Source organism: Amycolatopsis sp. NPDC004169, assembly GCF_040610315.1.
Classification (GTDB): Bacteria; Actinomycetota; Actinomycetes; order Mycobacteriales; family Pseudonocardiaceae; genus Amycolatopsis.
This window is the reverse complement of record NZ_JBEXMD010000004.1, coordinates 220,508-235,541: the sequence shown is the minus strand read 5'-3', so window position 1 is coordinate 235,541 and position 15,034 is coordinate 220,508. Positions and strand designations below refer to the sequence as shown.

Sequence of the window (15,034 nt, the reverse complement as noted above, 5' to 3'; positions counted from 1 at the left end):
GAACGCACTCCATGTGCGGCATCGCAGGCACCTACCTCTGGCCGGACGGCGGGCCGCTCACCGACCGGCTGACCAAGACGCTGGCCCACCGCGGTCCGGACGGCTCCGGCCGCTACGACCACGCGGCCGGCCCCGGCTCCGTGCACCTGGGTCACCGGCGGCTGTCGATCATCGACCTGTCCGAGACCGGCGCCCAGCCGATGGTCCTCGACGGGCTCGCGCTGAGCTACAACGGCGAGCTGTACAACGCGCCCGAGCTGCGGGCCGAGCTGTCCGCGGCCGGGGTGCGCTTCCGCGGCACGTCCGACACCGAAGTGCTGCTGCAGGCGTGGCGGCGCTGGGGCACGGACTGCCTGCCCAAGCTGCGCGGCATGTTCGCCTTCGCGCTGTTCGAGGAGGGCACCGGCGAGCTGTTCCTGGTCCGCGACCAACTGGGCATCAAGCCGCTGTTCTTCGTCCAGCGGAACGGCGGGGTCGCCTTCGCCTCCGAGCTCAAGGCGCTCGCCGGTGAACTCGGCGGGTCGCTGCAGGTCGACAACGCGGCCCTGATCGCGTCGCTGCTCTACTACTGGGTGCCGGACAGCCGGTGCGCCTACCAGGGCGCGGAGAAGCTGCAGCCGGGCACCTGGCTGCGGTGCCGGCCGGACGGCCAGGTCGACCGTGGCCGGTTCTGGTCGCTGCGGGAGGTCGCCGAGGAGGGCGCGGCCTTCGACGGCGAGGTCGACCTGCACGCCGTGATCGCCGAGTCGACGGCCAAGCACCTGCTCTCGGACGTCCCGGTGGCGACGTTCCTTTCGGGCGGCCTGGACTCCAGCTACCTGACGGCGCTCGCCGCGCGGTCGCAGCCGGGGATCTCCGCCTACACCATCGGGTTCCGGGCCGAGGACGCCAAGTTCGAGGCGATGCCGGACGACCTTCGCTATGCGCGGATCGTGGCGGAGAAGTTCGGCGTCGACCTGCACGAGATCGAGATCGCGCCGCAGGTGCTCGACCTGCTGCCGAAGATGACCTACCACCTCGACGAGCCGATCGGCGACCCGGCGGCGATCAACTCGTTCCTGATCTGCTCGGCCGCGCGCGAGGCCGGCGTCAAGGTGATGCTGTCCGGGATGGGCGCCGACGAGCTGTTCGCCGGGTACCGCAAGCACCTCGCGAACCTGATCGCGTTGCGCTACCACAAGGTGCCGGGCGCCGTCCGCCGTCCCGTGGAGTCCATTGTGGACCGGCTGCCGGTGGCGTCGGCCACGCGCGGGTACCGGTCGGTCCGGTTCGCCAAGCGGTTCCTGTCCTTCGCGGGCCTGCCCGAGGAGACGGCGTTCCGGCGCAGCTACACGATGTACGACCGCGCGGAGCTGCTCGGCCTGGTCAACCCGGACCTGGCCGCTGACGTCGATTCGGTTTTGACCGAGCACGCGGACACCTACCACGACCAGGCACTGGACGACTTCGTCAACCGGATGTGCCTGGCGGACTCGCGGATGTTCCTGCCGGGGCTGAACCTGACCTACACCGACCGCTCGACGATGGCCGCGTCGACCGAGGTGCGGACGCCGTTCGTCGACGTCGAGGTCGTGCGAGCGGCGTTCAAGATCCCGGGGAACAAGAAGATCGTCGGCCGCGCGGGCAAGGTTGCACTGAAGAACGCGGCGCTGAACATCCTGCCCAGCGAGATCGTGCACCGGCCGAAGGGCCTGTTCAGCGCGCCGCTGCGGGCCTGGATGAGCCGCGACCTGGCGCCGCTGGTGCGCGAGGTCGTCAACGAGGGTGTCCTCGTTTCGTCCGGCTTCCTGCAGCGGGAAGCGTTGCAGCGCATGGTCGCCGAGGACGCCGCCGGCCAGGAAGACCGCGGCAAGCACCTCTGGCACGTCTTGACTCTTGAGTATTGGTACCGGAACGCGATGTCTGGAGCGGGAGCGAAGTGAAGCAGGTAGTCCAGAACTACAAGAGCGGGGAACTGGCGCTCCTCGACGTGCCCGAACCGGCCTGCAAGCCGGGTGGCGTGCTGGTGCGGACGGTGTACTCCCTGATTTCGACCGGCACCGAGATGATGAAGGTGTCCGAGGCCAGCATGTCGCTGGTGGGCAAGGCGAAGGCCCGGCCCGACCAGGTCGCGAAGGTCATGCAGAGCGTCGCCACCAACGGCCTTTCGGCGACCTACCGCAAGGTGACGTCCAAACTGGACTCCTACACCCCGCTCGGCTACTCGCTGTGCGGCGTCGTCGAGCAGGTCGGCGACGGCATCACCGACGTTGCGGTGGGCGACCTCGTGGCCTGCGCGGGCAACGAGCACGCGCTGCACGCCGAGCTGAACTGGGTGCCGAAGAACCTGTATTCGCCGGTGCCGGCCGGCGTCGACCCGCGGCACGCGGCGTTCGGCACGGTCGGGTCGATCGCCATGCAGGGCGTCCGCCGCGGCGAGCCGCAGATCGGCGACGTCGCGCTGGTGATCGGCCTCGGCCTGATCGGCCAGCTGGTGGTGCAGCTGCTGACGTCGTCCGGCGTCCGCGTCGTCGGCGTCGACCCCGACCCGGAGCGCTGCAAGCTCGCCGAGAGCCTCGGCGCGCTGACCTGCGCGCACCCGGCGTCCGGCATCGTGGACACGGCCGTGGACGAGCTGACGCACGGCGCGGGCGTCGACCAGACGTACCTGGCGGCCGGCGGCAACACGAACGACCCGGTGGAGCTGGCGGCGAAGCTGTCGCGCGACCGCGGCCGCGTGATCGACATCGGCAAGTGCAAGCTCGACCTGCCGTGGAACGCCTACTACGAGAAGGAACTGGACGTCCGGTTCTCGCGCTCCTACGGACCGGGCCGCTACGACCCGTCGTACGAGCTGGAGGGGCGGGACTACCCGATCGGCCAGGTGCGCTGGACCGAGCGCCGCAACCTCGAGTGCGTGCTGGACCTGATCGCGCGCGACCGGCTGGACGTCGAGCCGCTGATCACGCACGTCTCGGACTTCTCTTCTGCTGTCGACACCTACAAGTCCCTGAACGAGGGCGCGCTGAAGGCGGTGGCGGTGCTGTTCCGCTACCCGGACGCGGTCGCCCGGACGGAACCGGTGGTCACGTCCGCGCGCGTCGGGCTGACGTCGTCGTCCGCGGCTGCGCTCCCGGCGGGCCAGCCCGTGCGGCTGGGCTTCATCGGGGCGGGCAACTACGCGTCGTCGATGCTGCTGCCGCACTTGGTGGAGCGCGCGGACGTGGAGCTCAAGCACGTGGCGACGACATCGGCGCTGTCCGGCGCCAACGCCCGGCGCAAGTTCGGCTTCGCGGCGGCGTCGACGGACATCGACAACGTCCTGGGCGACTCGTCGATCGACGCGGTGTTCGTCGTGACGAGGCACAGCTCGCACGCCGAGCTGACCCGGCAGGCGTTGCTGGCGGGCAAGACGGTGTTCGTCGAGAAGCCGCTGGCGCTGTCGGAAGCGGAGCTGCAGAAGGTCCTGGACGCGATCGAGGAGTCCGGCAACGACCGCCTGCAGGTCGGCTTCAACCGCCGGTTCGCCCCGCTGCTGCACGAGGCCCGTGAGCAGTTCGGCCCGCGGGTCGGCCCGGCGAGCGTGCGCTACCTGGTCAACGCGGGCCGTCTGGACCACGGCAGCTGGTACAACCAGACGGACTCGGAGGGCTCGCGCTTCGCGGGCGAAGGCGGGCACTTCATCGACACGGTGAGCTGGCTCTTGGACGCCGACCCGGTCTCGGTGTACGCGACGGGGGACCTCCAGGTGACCCTCGGCTACCCGGACGGTTCGACGGCGGTGATCACGTACGCGGAGACGGGCTCGTCGGGCTTCCCGAAGGAGACGCTGGACGTCGTCGCGGACGGAAAGGTCCTCAAGTTCGACGACTTCGTCCGCGCATCGGTGTACGCCCGCAAGAAGTGGGCCAGCTCCCGAATCCCGAAGGGCCGCGACAAGGGCCAGGCGGCGGAGGTCAACGCGTTCCTGGAGGCGGTCCGGACGGGAGGCCCGATGCCGATCCCGGTGGAATCCCTGGCGGCGACAACGCTGGCAACACTGGCCGCCCAGACGAGCGCGGCGAACTCGGCCCCGGTGCGGATCGAGCTGCCGCGGAAGGCCGGTGCCCCGGCATGACGGGAGTGGTGCAGCACCGGTCGGCTTGGGTGAAGCCGGCCGGGTCGGCCCGGCTGAACTCGGCGACGCTGGGCGCCGCGCCGGTCAGGCCGACGCCAGACGATTCGGCTCGGTGGCGCTCGGCGATGCGGGGTGCTGCGTCGGTCGGGTGGGCGTCGGATGGTTCGGCTGGGCGGCGCTCGGCGATGCGGGGTGCTGTGTCGGTCGGGTGGGCGTCGGACGTGTCGGGGCGGCCGGTGCTGCTGGTGGAGGCAGGTGCGCGGCCATGATGGGTCCCGGCTGGTACCTGCGGCGGCTGTCCCGGATGGGGCCGGCGGAGGTCGTGGGGCGCGCGCGGCATGCCGTTGTACAGCGGCAGTGGCGGTCCGCGCTGCCGACGCCGCCGGACTGGCCCGCGCACCCGCGCTTCACCGCGACGCTGCCGGCCGGGGTGCTGGGCAAGGTGTCCGGCGAGGCCGTTTCGCAGCTGCTGACCACCGCCGACGAGCTGATGGCCGGCCGGGCGGAGTTCTTCGGCGTCGAGCGCACGGATTTCGCGGCGCCCGACTGGTTCCTCGACCCGAAGACCGGCCGCCGCGCGCCGTCGGACGTGTACGCCTTCGATGTGCCCTACCGGTCGGAAGACACGGTCGGGGACATCAAGCAGATCTGGGAGCCGTCGCGCCACCAGCACCTCACCGTGCTGGCCGCTGCTCATGCGGTGACCGGCTCTGCGGCGTACGCCGAGCGCGTCGCCGAGCACCTGCGGTCCTGGTGGGCGGCGAATCCGCCATTGCAGGGGCCGCACTGGGTGAGCGGCATCGAGCTGGGCATCCGGTTGCTGTCGTGGGTCTGGACGCGCCGGCTGCTCGACGGCTGGCCCGGCGCGGCGGAGCTGTTCGAGCAGAACCCGGACTTCCAGCTGCAGCTGTGGCACCACCAGAACTGGCTCGCGACGCTGCGCAGCCACGGTTCGTCGGCGAACAACCACGTCATCGCCGAGGACGCCGGGCTGCTGGCCGCGGCGTGCGCGTTCGGCTGGTTCCCGGAGTCGGCGGGCTGGCGAGCCGCGGCGATGCGCTCGCTGGACGTGCAGCTGGCGCGCAACACGTTCCCGAGCGGGCTCAACGCGGAACTGGCGTCCGAGTACCACGGCCTGGTGCTGGAGCTGGGCCTGGCGGCGGCGGTCGAGGCCGACGCCGCGGGCACGCCGGCGCCCGATTCGACGTGGGACGTCCTGCTCCGGATGACCGACGCCTTGGCGTCCATTGTGGACGACAAGCTGCGCCCGCCCCGCCAGGGCGACGCCGACGACGGCTTCGGCCTGATCGTCGACGGCACGGCCACCGACCGGTGGGCCTCGCTGCTGGCGTCGGGCGAGGCGCTGTTCGGCCGCCTCGAGTGGTGGCCACCGGTTCCCGGCGACGACGTCCGGACCCCACTGCTGGCGGCGTTGGTGTCGCGCACCCCGCGGGCGACGGGCGCCCGCGCGGGCCGCCGTCCGGCGCACTTGCGCGACGCGGGCATGACGATCCTCCGCTCGGGCCCGGTGTGGGTCCGCTGCGACGGAGGCCCCCACGGCTTCCTGTCGATCGCGGCGCACGCCCACGCGGACGCGCTGTCCCTGGAGGTCCGCCACGACGGCGTGGACGTGCTCGCCGACCCGGGAACGTTCTGCTACCACGGCGAGCCGCAGTGGCGGTCGTACTTCCGCTCGACGCTGGGCCACAACACGCTCGAGCTGGCCGGCCGCGACCAGTCGACCTCGGGCGGCCCGTTCCTGTGGACCCGCCACGCGGAAACGAGGGTCCTGGAGGTCCACACGCCGGACGAGGGCCCCTCCCGCTGGTCGGCCGCCCACGACGGCTACGCCCCGGCCCTCCACCGCCGCACGGTCGAGCTGGACGGCGAGGTGCTGAGGATCGTCGACGAGGTCCTGGGCGAGGAAATCCCGGGCGAGGCGCGCTTGGCATTCCACTTCGGCCCGACGGTGACGGTGATGCTGGACGGCACCACAGCCCGCCTCCGCTGGACGGCCGGCCCCGAAAGCACGCCCGGCACGACGGAAGAGGGGGACCGGCTCGGCTCCACGGCCGGAGACAGCCGGCTCGATTCCCCGGCTGCCGGTGGCCGGTCCGGCTCCGCCGAGGGGGCCGCCCGGCTGGGTTCCGTGGCCGGTGATCGGCGGTCCGGTGCCGTCGGCGGTGATCCGGTTGCCGGGCGGGTTTCCGGCTCGCTCGCCGGTGTTGTGCGGACCGCCGTGATGGAATTGCCGCCCGGGCTCAGCTGGACCGTGCACCGGGGGGAGACCGAACCGCCGCTGGGGTGGTACTCCGCGGGGTTCGGGCGCAAGGAACCCGCCACCACGCTCGTCGGCTCCGGGGCGCCCGGACACCTCACCACCCTGCTCCGCTTCAGTTAGGACCCGACTGTGACAGCCCGCCGCTTCCGTTTCCGCCGTGCAGCTCCGCCGCTGCTCGGTGTCCTCCTCGCGGTCGCGGCGTGCTCGGGCGGGCCGGACACCGATGGCGCCGGCCAGGCCACCGCGGCTCCCAGCGGGTCGGTCGCCGCCGTGTGTGACAAGCAGCCGGCCGGTCCGTCCGCCGCGCCGGCCGGGGCCGTCGTCGTCGATCCTGCCGTTCCGGGGGATCTGGCGGCGAAGACGCGCTCGGCCGGCTCCGGCACGACGTTCTGGCTCAAGCCCGGTAAGCACGTCCTCGGCGACGACCGGTACGACCAGGTGTCCCCCAAGGACGGCGATGTCTACATCGGCGCCCCCGGCGCCGTCCTCGACGGCCGCAAGATCAACCAGTACGCCTTCACCGGGCACGCGGCCAACGTCAAGATCACCTACCTGACGGTGCAGGGCTTCGCCGCCCCGCACGACGAAGGCGTGGTCAACCACGACTCCGGCGACGGCTGGCTGATCGAGCACTCGACCATCCAGGACAACGACGGGGCCGGCCTGATGGCGGGCGCGCGCCAGCAGGTGCGCGGCAACTGCCTGCGCCGCAACGGCCAGTACGGCATGAACGCCTACTCCGGCGGCACCCCGATCACCACGCTCGTCGTCGAGGGCAACGAGATCGCCGGCAACAACACCGGCAACTGGGAAGCCAAGATCGAGGGCTGCGGCTGCAGCGGCGGCATCAAGTTCTGGGACGTCAACGGCGCCGACATCCGCGGCAACTGGGTGCACGACAACCACGGCACCGGGCTCTGGGCCGACACGAACAACAACGACTTCCTCATCGAGGGCAACCTCATCGAGAACAACGACAGCGCCGCGCTCATCTACGAGATCAGCTACAACGCGATCATCCGCGACAACACGATCCGCAAGAACAACTGGGTCGACGGCCGCCGCTACGCCGACAAGAGCGACAACTTCCCGACGTCGGCCGTCTACATCTCCGAGTCCGGCGGCGAGCCGCGGATCAAGGCGCGCACCGCGAAGATCGAGATCTCCCGCAACTACCTGGAGAACAACTGGTCCGGGATCACGTTGTGGGAGAACGCCGACCGGTTCTGCAACAGCCCGGCCAACACCTCCTCCGGTGACTGCACCCGGCTGGTGCCCGGCGTCAAGCAGTGCGCGGCCCCGGCGATCACCAGCGGCGCGCTGCTGGCCGACTGCCGCTGGAAGACCCAGCACGTCGACATCCACGACAACAAGTTCGTCCTCGACCCGGCGGTCGTGGGCTGCCAGGCCTCCTGCGGCCGGATGGGCCTGCTGTCGAACTTCGGCACCTACCCGGAGTGGTCGCCCTACCGCGGCGACGACGTCCAGGACGCGATTACGTTCAAGCAGGACAACCGCTGGCACGACAACAGCTACGCCGGCCCGTGGACGTTCATCGCCTTCTCGGCCGACCGCATCCTCGAGATCGGCGAGTGGGAAGGCGCGCCCTACTCGCAGGACAGCGGGAGCACCTTCACCGCGCAGGGCGGAGGCTGACATGACCGCGAGCACCGGAGCGGCCGGCCTCCGCGGCGACGCCACGCCCGAACCCGCCTCGTCGACGCCGAAGTGGGCCGGCCTGGCGTGGGCGCTGCTGATCCTCAACACGCTCGGTTCGACCGGCGCGAAGACGGTCATCCCGCTGCCGCGCTCGGTCAGCCAGCTGGTCACCATGGGCTCGCTGATGACGGCGTTCGTGATCGCGCTGGCCCTGAACAAGCACCTGCGGGTCCGCCCGAGCGCGTACCTGATGCTGCTGACGGCCCTGCTGGGCGCCAGCATCCTCTCCAGCGCCGACCTGCAGGAGGGCTTCGGCGCGCTGTTCCGGTGCTTCCGGCTCACCGTGTTCGTCTCCACGCTCTGGTTGCTGACCCGCTGGTGGGACGGCGGGTTCAGCTTCGTCCGGTACCACATCCGCACGTACACGATCGTGCTCGCGTCGGTGGCGATCGGCCTGGTGATCTCGCCCGGCAACGCGATGCCGGACATCTACGGCGGACGCCTCTCGGGTGCGATCTGGCCGCTCACCCCGCCGCAGATCGGCCAGTACGCGGCGGTCGTCGCCGGGCTCACGCTCCTCCTCTGGTTCGGGCGCCGCACGACCTGGCGCAGCGCGGTGCTGATCGTGCTGCCGGTGCTGGCGCTGCTGCTGCTCACGCACACCCGCACGGCGACGCTCGGCCTGGTCGCCGGCCTCGCGGTGGCCTTCCTGTCGATGGTGCTGACCAGCGCCCGCGCGAGGAAGGTGTTCGCCTGGACGGTCGGCGTCGGCGGCGTGGCCGGCGTGGTGCTGGCGGGTGCGCTGCAGACGTGGTTCCTCCGCGGGCAGAGCGCCGACAACTTCTCCAGCCTGACCGGCCGCGCGAAGGTGTGGGACGCGCTGCTGGAGGCCCCGCGGACGACGTTGGAGTACATCTTCGGGGTCGGGCTGACGGACAAGTCCTACGACGGTCTCCCGATCGACAACAGCTGGCTCGCGATCTACCACGAGCAGGGCTTCGTCGGGATCGCGCTGGTCGCGGGTTTCCTCCTTACCTTGGTCGTGGTGGCCGTGCTGCGGCCGCCGTCACTGGCTCGCGCGTGCGCGATCTTCCTGATCACCTACTGCATTTCGGCCTCCTACACCGAAGCGGGTCTCGGCGACGCGTCGCCGTACCTGCTGCACCTGGCGGTCGCCGCGTCACTGCTGGTCCGCGGGGTGCCGCAGTCCGACGAACAAGCATTCATCCCGGCGAAGGGGGCAGACGTGCGAGGTGCAGGCGCGTGAAGGTGCTCGTGGTCCACAACCGGTACCGCTCCGAGCAGCCGAGCGGTGAGAACAACGTGGTCGACGCCGAGGTGACGTTGCTCGCCGACGGCGGCCACCAGGTGTCGTTGTTCGAACGCCGCAGCGACGACATCGCGGCGATGCCGTTGCCCCGCAAGGCGGCGGTGCCGCTGATGGTGCCGTGGAACCCGGCGGTGCGGAAGGAACTCGCCGCCCGGTTGCGGGCGTCCCGCCCGGACGTCGTGCACATCCACAACACGTTCCCGCTGCTGTCGCCCTCGGTGGTCGCCGCGTGCGCGGACGCGGGGGTGCCCGCGGTCGCGACGCTGCACAACTACACGATGGTCTGCCCACCGGGCACGCTCCACCGCGACGGCCACATTTGCACCGAGTGCGTCGGCGGCTCACCGCTGCCGGCGGTGAAGCACGGCTGCTACCGCGGTTCGAGCGCGGCCACCCTTCCGATGGCGGCGAGCATGGTCGCGAACCGGCGCCGGTGGTGGACGGGCGTGTCCCGGTTCTTCTGCATTTCGGCGGCCCAACGTGACCTCCTCGTGTCGGCCGGGATGCCCGGCGAGCGAATGGTGGTGAAGCACAACTTCGTCACCGACCCCGGCGTTCGCCGCACCGGTGCCGGCAAGCACGTGCTGTTCCTCGGCCGCGTCACCGAGGAGAAGGGGGTCGGCCTGCTGATGCGGGCCTGGGAGCACCTCGGCGGCGCACTGGGGGTGCCGCTGGTCATCGCGGGCACCGGCCCGATGCAGGACGAGGTCGCCACCTGGGCGGTCGGCCGTCCCGACGTCTCGTACGTCGGCCTCCAGAACAAGGCTGAGTGCCGCGCGCTGACCGCCGACGCGGTGGCGGTGGTCGCGCCGTCGACGTGGCTGGAAGCTTTCGGCCTGGTGGTGGTCGAGGCCATGGCCGCCGGCGTACCGACGGTGGCGGCCGCGCACGGCGCCTTCCCCGAGCTGGTCGAAGACGGCGTGACGGGCCTCCTGCACGTCCCGAACGACGCCGCCTCCCTCGCGGACCGCTTGCGCGAGGTCGTCGGCGACCGCAACGGCGACATGGGCGACGCGGCCCGTGTCCGGTACGAGAAGGACTTCACGCCCGCTGTCGGCCTGGACCGGCTGATCGCCGGGTACGAGGCGGCGATCGAGGCGTGAGGCAGCTGGTCCGGACGGCGCCCCCGGCCCTGCCGGCCGGGTTGCGCGCCCCGCTGGCGATGACGGCTGCCCTCGCGACGGCGGTGCTCGTCGCGCTCGGCATCCTGCACTTCCGCGATTCGAGCCTGACCGGCATCGACGCGGCCCTCCTTCCTGCGGTCTACCCGGTCCAGCCGCCGTGGCGGTACGTGGCCCTGGTCGTCGACTTCGGCGGCGAACCGGTGGGGTCGGTGATCCTGATCGCGCTCCTTTCCGGGGTGTGCTGGCTGCTCCGCCGGGTCCGGGCGGCGGTGCTGACGGTGGTCGGTGTCGTGGTGACGGTGGCGGTGACGACCGTGCTGAAGCCGGTGGTCGGCCGCACGATCCACGGCGAGTTCCTGTCGTACCCGAGCGGCCACACGGCCTTGGCGACGGCGCTCGCGCTGGTCATCGCCCTGGTGCTGGCCGAACGGTTGGGCCTGGGACGCGCGGCCGGGGTGGTGCTCGCGTTGGGGTTGGCGTTGGTGGCCGGCCTGGTGATGGGGTGGGCTGAGGTCGCCTTGGGCGCGCACTACCCGACGGATGCGCTCGGCGGGTTCTGTGCCGCGCTGGCGGCGGTGCCGGCGACTGCATGGGCGTTGGATCGGGTGGCCGATCGGCTCTGAAGCGGAGCTCCGGCTGCGTGGGCCCGGCCGGTCGTGTTCGGTGGCTCCTGTGCGCGTAGGTGACCGCTGAGCTCCCACTGGGTAGCTGGGCGGGGCCTCTGGGATGGCCGCACCGGGCCGGAAGCTCCCGGAAGATCGTTCCCGGGTGGTGTCGGTTTCAGCGGATGTCGTTCGTCGGTGGGTGACCTACCGGTGAAGGAGATCCCCATGATCCAACGTCTGATCGCTGCCGAGCGGCGGGAGCTGGCCGCGCTGCTCGATGAGCTGCCGCCGCCGGCTTGGAGCGCGCCGACCCTGTGCGCCGGTTGGGGTGTGGCCGAAGTGGTGGCCCACATGACCATGCCCTTCCGGTTCTCCACCGGGCGGTTCGTGCGGGAACTCGCGCGCTCCGGCGGCCGCTTCAACGCGATGGCCGACCGTGTCGCCCGGCGCGATGCCGCCGAACTCTCCCGCGACGCGTTGATCGCCTCGCTGCGCGACAACGCCGACCACCCGTGGCGGCCGCCGGGTGGCGGTGCCGAGGGTGCTCTGAGCCACGACATCATCCACGGCCTCGACATCACGACCGCTCTCCAGCTCGACCGGCGGGTGCCGCTGGAGCGCCTCGAAGCCATTTTCGCCGCGATGAAGCCGAAGCAAGTCAAGTACTTCGGTGCCGACCTCGCCGGCATCGCCCTGCGGGCCGACGATCTCGGCTGGTCGTACGGGACCGGTACGCCGCTCGCCGGGGCGGCCCAGGATCTTCTCCTTGTTCTCTGCAATCGGCGGTTGCCCGCCGGGCGTCTTCGGGGTGAGCCGAGCAGCCGGTTCACCGTGGTCTGAACAATTCGTCCACTGTGGACGAGCGATGCGGTCATGTCTCCGACGGTACCGAACATGCGTGCGAACGCCATCGCTGGAAAGGGTGAACGTGCCTGCCGAAATTCTCCGTTCGCGACTTTTCCCTTTGGCTGCAACGGAAATCCGCGAAGAAATCCGAAGGGGCAGTGGAAATTGTCGGACCGGGTCGGCATGCTCGTGATCAGCAGCCGGCGGGCCCACCGCCGAACGAAGAGCACTCGTCCTGCGAGTAGGGCTTCGCCCGCCAGCCCGCAGCGTCCACCGTCCTGGAGGTGTCATGCGCCACGAACGTCCACGGCCCCGAGTACACGTTGTCGTGCCACCGGTTGGCCTGGCGGAAGGTGATGGCCTCTTCGACGACCGTTCCCTTGTAGGGCGACCAGTCCGGGAACGTCCCGAAGTTCGACAGCAGGGCCATCCGGCCGCACAGGCTCTGGCAGCCCACCCGGCCGGGGTCGAACCGGAAGGTGTTGCCGTGGATCTCGACCCGCTGCGTCTTCCAGCGGCAGTCGTCGTACGCCGGGGCCTTCTCAATCGTGCCCGCGGTGCACGAAGACTTTGCCGCCGTCTTGGTGCAGTAGCCCGTCGAGGTGTTGGCCGGGCTGTTGCAGAAGCGGTCGGCGTTCTCCCACAACGTGATCCCGGCCCAGTTGTCCTCGAACGCGTTGCCCCTGATGTCGACGGCCGACGTGCGAGCCTGCACACGCGGGTCGCCGCCCGACTCCGACAGGTACACCGTCGCCGCCGGGAAGTTGTCGCCGCGGGCCGCGAACGCGCGGCCCTGGACCAGGGTGTTGCCGCGGAAGGTGTTGTTGCGCAGCACCAGGTTGTAGCTGGTCTCGTAGAACAGCGCCTCGGCGTCGTTGGCCTCGAACAGGTTGTCCTCGACGAGGAAGTCGTTGTTGTTCGTGTCGGCCCACAGCCCGGCGCCGTGGTTGCCGTGGACCCAGTTGCCGCGGATGTCGGCCCCGTTCACGGCCCAGAACTTGGCGCCGCCGCTGCACCCGCAGCCCGGCACCTTGGCCTCCCAGTCACCGGTGTTGTTGCCGGTGATCTCGTTGCCCTCCAGCACGAGCCCGGTGATGCCGTCGCCCGCCTGGTAGGCGTTGAGCCCGTACTGGCCGTTGTTGCGCAGGCAGCTGTGCCGCACGACCTGGCCGGCGCCGGCCATCAGCGCCGCGCCCGCGTTGTCCTCGATGGTGGTGTTCTCGATCAGCCAGCCGTCGCCGGAGTCGTGGTTGACCACGCCCTGGTCCTGCAACGCGGCGAAGCCGCGGATGGTGAGGCCGCGGAGCTGCACGTCGCGGGCCCGCTGGGTGAAGGCGGCCCGGTTGACGCCGCGGCCGTCGAGCACCGAGCCCGGGGCGCCGAGGTAGACGTCGCCGTCCTTGGGGACGACCTGGCCGTACTCGTCCTTTCCGAGGGTGTGGGTGCCCGGCCGGAGCCAGAACGTCGTGCCCGCCGGGTGCGCCGCCGTCTTGGCCGCAAGGTCGCCGTCGACGGCCGGGTCGACGGCGACCGCTCCCGAGGGTGGTTGCGCGTTCTCGGCGGGTTGGTGGCCGCACACCGGAGCGGGCCCGTCGGCGGCGCCCGCGACCCCCGGGCACGCCACGGCGATCAGGAGCGAGCAAGCAGCGACGAGAACCGCACAAGATCTGCCCATGGCAGGAAGTTACGCACGATCGGGCCGGAAAACAGTCACCCTCAAGTGTCCTCATCGGACCCAACGGGTGAATCCGGCCCGATCGCGGGTGGATCAGGCGTACTTGCGGAACACGGGCTGCACCGGGCGCCCGCCCATCCACGGCGCCGGGTCGTTGGCGTCGAGCGCCTTCCGGTACACCGTGCACGCCTGGGCGACGACGTCGATCGTCCGGTCGATGTCGGCCTCGGTGAGCGCGGCACTGACCACGAAGGACGGTCCGAGCACCCCGCCGCCGATCAGCTCGCGGAGGAACAGCGTCCGGTACGGCTGGGAGGGCTTGCCCTGCTCGTCGAGCGTGCCGAAGACCAGGTTGCTGGCCCGGCCGCGGACGACCACGTGGTCCTCGACGCCGATGTCGGCGGCCACCTGGCGGACGCCGGTGGCGAGCCGGTCGCCGAGGGCGTGCATGCGGCCGATGACGTCTTCGTCGCGGTAGACGTCCATGACCGCCATCGCCGCGGCCAGCGAGTGGGTCTCCGCGCCGTGCGTGGTCGAGAGCAGGAACACCCGCTCGTGGTCGGTGCGCAGGCCGCCGATCTCCATCAGCTCCCGCTTGCCGGCCAGCGCCGAGACGGCGAAGCCGTTGCCGAGCGCCTTGCCGAACGTCGAGAGGTCGGGCGTGACGCCGTAGAGGCCCTGTGCGCCCTGGGCGGACCAGCGGAAGCCAGTGATCATCTCGTCGAAGATCAGGACGATGCCGTGGCGGGTGGTGAGCTCGCGCAGGCCCTGCAGGTACCCCGGCGGTGGCTCGACCGCCGCGGCCGCCTCCAGGATCATGCACGCGATCTCGCCGTCGTGGCGCTGCAGCAGCTCCTCCGCGGCCTGCAGGTCGCCGTACGGGAAGGACACCGTCGCTTCCGTCGTCTCGTCCGGGATGCCCGCGTTCATCGGCGTGGTGCCGATGAACCAGTCGTCGGTGGAGAAGAAGGCGTGGTCGGCGCACTTGGCGACGAGCTTGCGGCCGGTGGCCGCGCGGGCCAGCCGGACCGCCGCGGTCGTCGCGTCCGAGCCGTTCTTGGTGAACTTCACCATGTCGGCCGTCGGGATGTTCTCCAGGAACCGCTCGGCGGCCTCGGCCTCGATGATCGACGGCCGGATGAAGTTGCTGCCCTTCTCCAGCTCGCCGCGCACCGCCTCGATCACCCGCGGGTGGGCGTGGCCGAGGCTGACCGCTCTCAGGCCGGCGCCGTACTCGATGTACTCGTTCCCGTCGACGTCCCAGACGTGGCCGCCGCGGCCGTGCGAGATGACCGGGGCCATCCCTTCGGGATACTGGTCCGAGCCCTTGGCATAAGTGTGCGCACCGCCGGGGATGACCCGGTGCAGCCGCTCGTCAGCCTTGGTGGAGCGGGGCAGGTTCGTTCCCATGTCGTGGC

At 70.9% G+C, this 15,034-nt stretch carries 10 protein-coding genes; 8 read left to right on the top strand and 2 right to left on the bottom strand.

What is annotated here, in order from left to right; translation table 11 throughout:
* Positions 1-11 precede the first annotated feature (11 nt).
* The 8 genes from asnB (at position 12) to ABZX11_RS07390 (ending at position 11,935) form a co-directional block, all read left to right on the top strand.
* On the top strand, positions 12-1,922 hold the full coding sequence (gene asnB / locus ABZX11_RS07425; protein ID WP_354910729.1) for an asparagine synthase (glutamine-hydrolyzing): 1,911 nt from the start codon (positions 12-14) through the stop codon (positions 1,920-1,922).
* Positions 1,919-4,096 (top strand): bi-domain-containing oxidoreductase, encoded by a 2,178-nt coding sequence (locus ABZX11_RS07420; RefSeq protein WP_354910726.1) that lies wholly within the window; start codon positions 1,919-1,921, stop codon positions 4,094-4,096. Before asnB ends, ABZX11_RS07420 begins: the two co-directional genes overlap by 4 nt.
* Before the next feature lie 265 nt (positions 4,097-4,361).
* Positions 4,362-6,497 (top strand): alginate lyase family protein, encoded by a 2,136-nt coding sequence (locus ABZX11_RS07415; RefSeq protein ID WP_354910723.1) that lies wholly within the window; start codon positions 4,362-4,364, stop codon positions 6,495-6,497.
* A 9-nt stretch (positions 6,498-6,506) separates the two neighbouring features.
* The gene (locus ABZX11_RS07410; RefSeq protein ID WP_354910720.1) at positions 6,507-8,033 is read left to right on the top strand and encodes a right-handed parallel beta-helix repeat-containing protein; all 1,527 of its coding nucleotides are present in this window, start codon (positions 6,507-6,509) and stop codon (positions 8,031-8,033) included.
* Between the two features lies 1 nt (position 8,034).
* Entirely contained in the window at positions 8,035-9,303 is a 1,269-nt protein-coding gene (locus ABZX11_RS07405; protein WP_254897013.1) for an O-antigen ligase domain-containing protein, read from the top strand.
* Positions 9,300-10,469 (top strand): glycosyltransferase, encoded by a 1,170-nt coding sequence (locus tag ABZX11_RS07400; protein ID WP_354910716.1) that lies wholly within the window; start codon positions 9,300-9,302, stop codon positions 10,467-10,469. The genes ABZX11_RS07405 and ABZX11_RS07400 overlap by 4 nt, the downstream gene beginning before the upstream one ends.
* Positions 10,466-11,113: a phosphatase PAP2 family protein gene (locus ABZX11_RS07395; protein WP_354910713.1), complete on the top strand. Its 648-nt coding sequence runs from the start codon at positions 10,466-10,468 to the stop codon at positions 11,111-11,113. The genes ABZX11_RS07400 and ABZX11_RS07395 overlap by 4 nt, the downstream gene beginning before the upstream one ends.
* 207 nt (positions 11,114-11,320) lie before the next feature.
* Entirely contained in the window at positions 11,321-11,935 is a 615-nt protein-coding gene (locus ABZX11_RS07390; RefSeq protein ID WP_354910711.1) for a maleylpyruvate isomerase family mycothiol-dependent enzyme, read from the top strand.
* 199 nt (positions 11,936-12,134) lie between these two features.
* Here ABZX11_RS07390 and ABZX11_RS07385 read toward each other — a convergent pair whose 3' ends face one another.
* Positions 12,135-13,616, bottom strand: coding sequence for a right-handed parallel beta-helix repeat-containing protein (locus ABZX11_RS07385; RefSeq protein WP_354910709.1), 1,482 nt, complete (start codon positions 13,614-13,616; stop codon positions 12,135-12,137).
* Positions 13,617-13,709: 93 nt separating this feature from the next.
* Positions 13,710-15,026 (bottom strand): glutamate-1-semialdehyde 2,1-aminomutase, encoded by a 1,317-nt coding sequence (locus ABZX11_RS07380; RefSeq protein WP_354910706.1) that lies wholly within the window; start codon positions 15,024-15,026, stop codon positions 13,710-13,712.
* Between the last annotated feature and the right edge of the window lie 8 nt (positions 15,027-15,034).

Coding starts and splice junctions, on each gene's coding strand:
- asnB (WP_354910729.1), top strand. CDS start 12: ATGTGCGGCATCGCAGGCACCTACCTCTGGCCGGACGGCGGGCCGCTC.
- ABZX11_RS07415 (WP_354910723.1), top strand. CDS start 4,362: ATGATGGGTCCCGGCTGGTACCTGCGGCGGCTGTCCCGGATGGGGCCG.
- ABZX11_RS07405 (WP_254897013.1), top strand. CDS start 8,035: ATGACCGCGAGCACCGGAGCGGCCGGCCTCCGCGGCGACGCCACGCCC.
- ABZX11_RS07390 (WP_354910711.1), top strand. CDS start 11,321: ATGATCCAACGTCTGATCGCTGCCGAGCGGCGGGAGCTGGCCGCGCTG.
- ABZX11_RS07385 (WP_354910709.1), bottom strand. CDS start 13,616: ATGGGCAGATCTTGTGCGGTTCTCGTCGCTGCTTGCTCGCTCCTGATC.
- ABZX11_RS07380 (WP_354910706.1), bottom strand. CDS start 15,026: ATGGGAACGAACCTGCCCCGCTCCACCAAGGCTGACGAGCGGCTGCAC.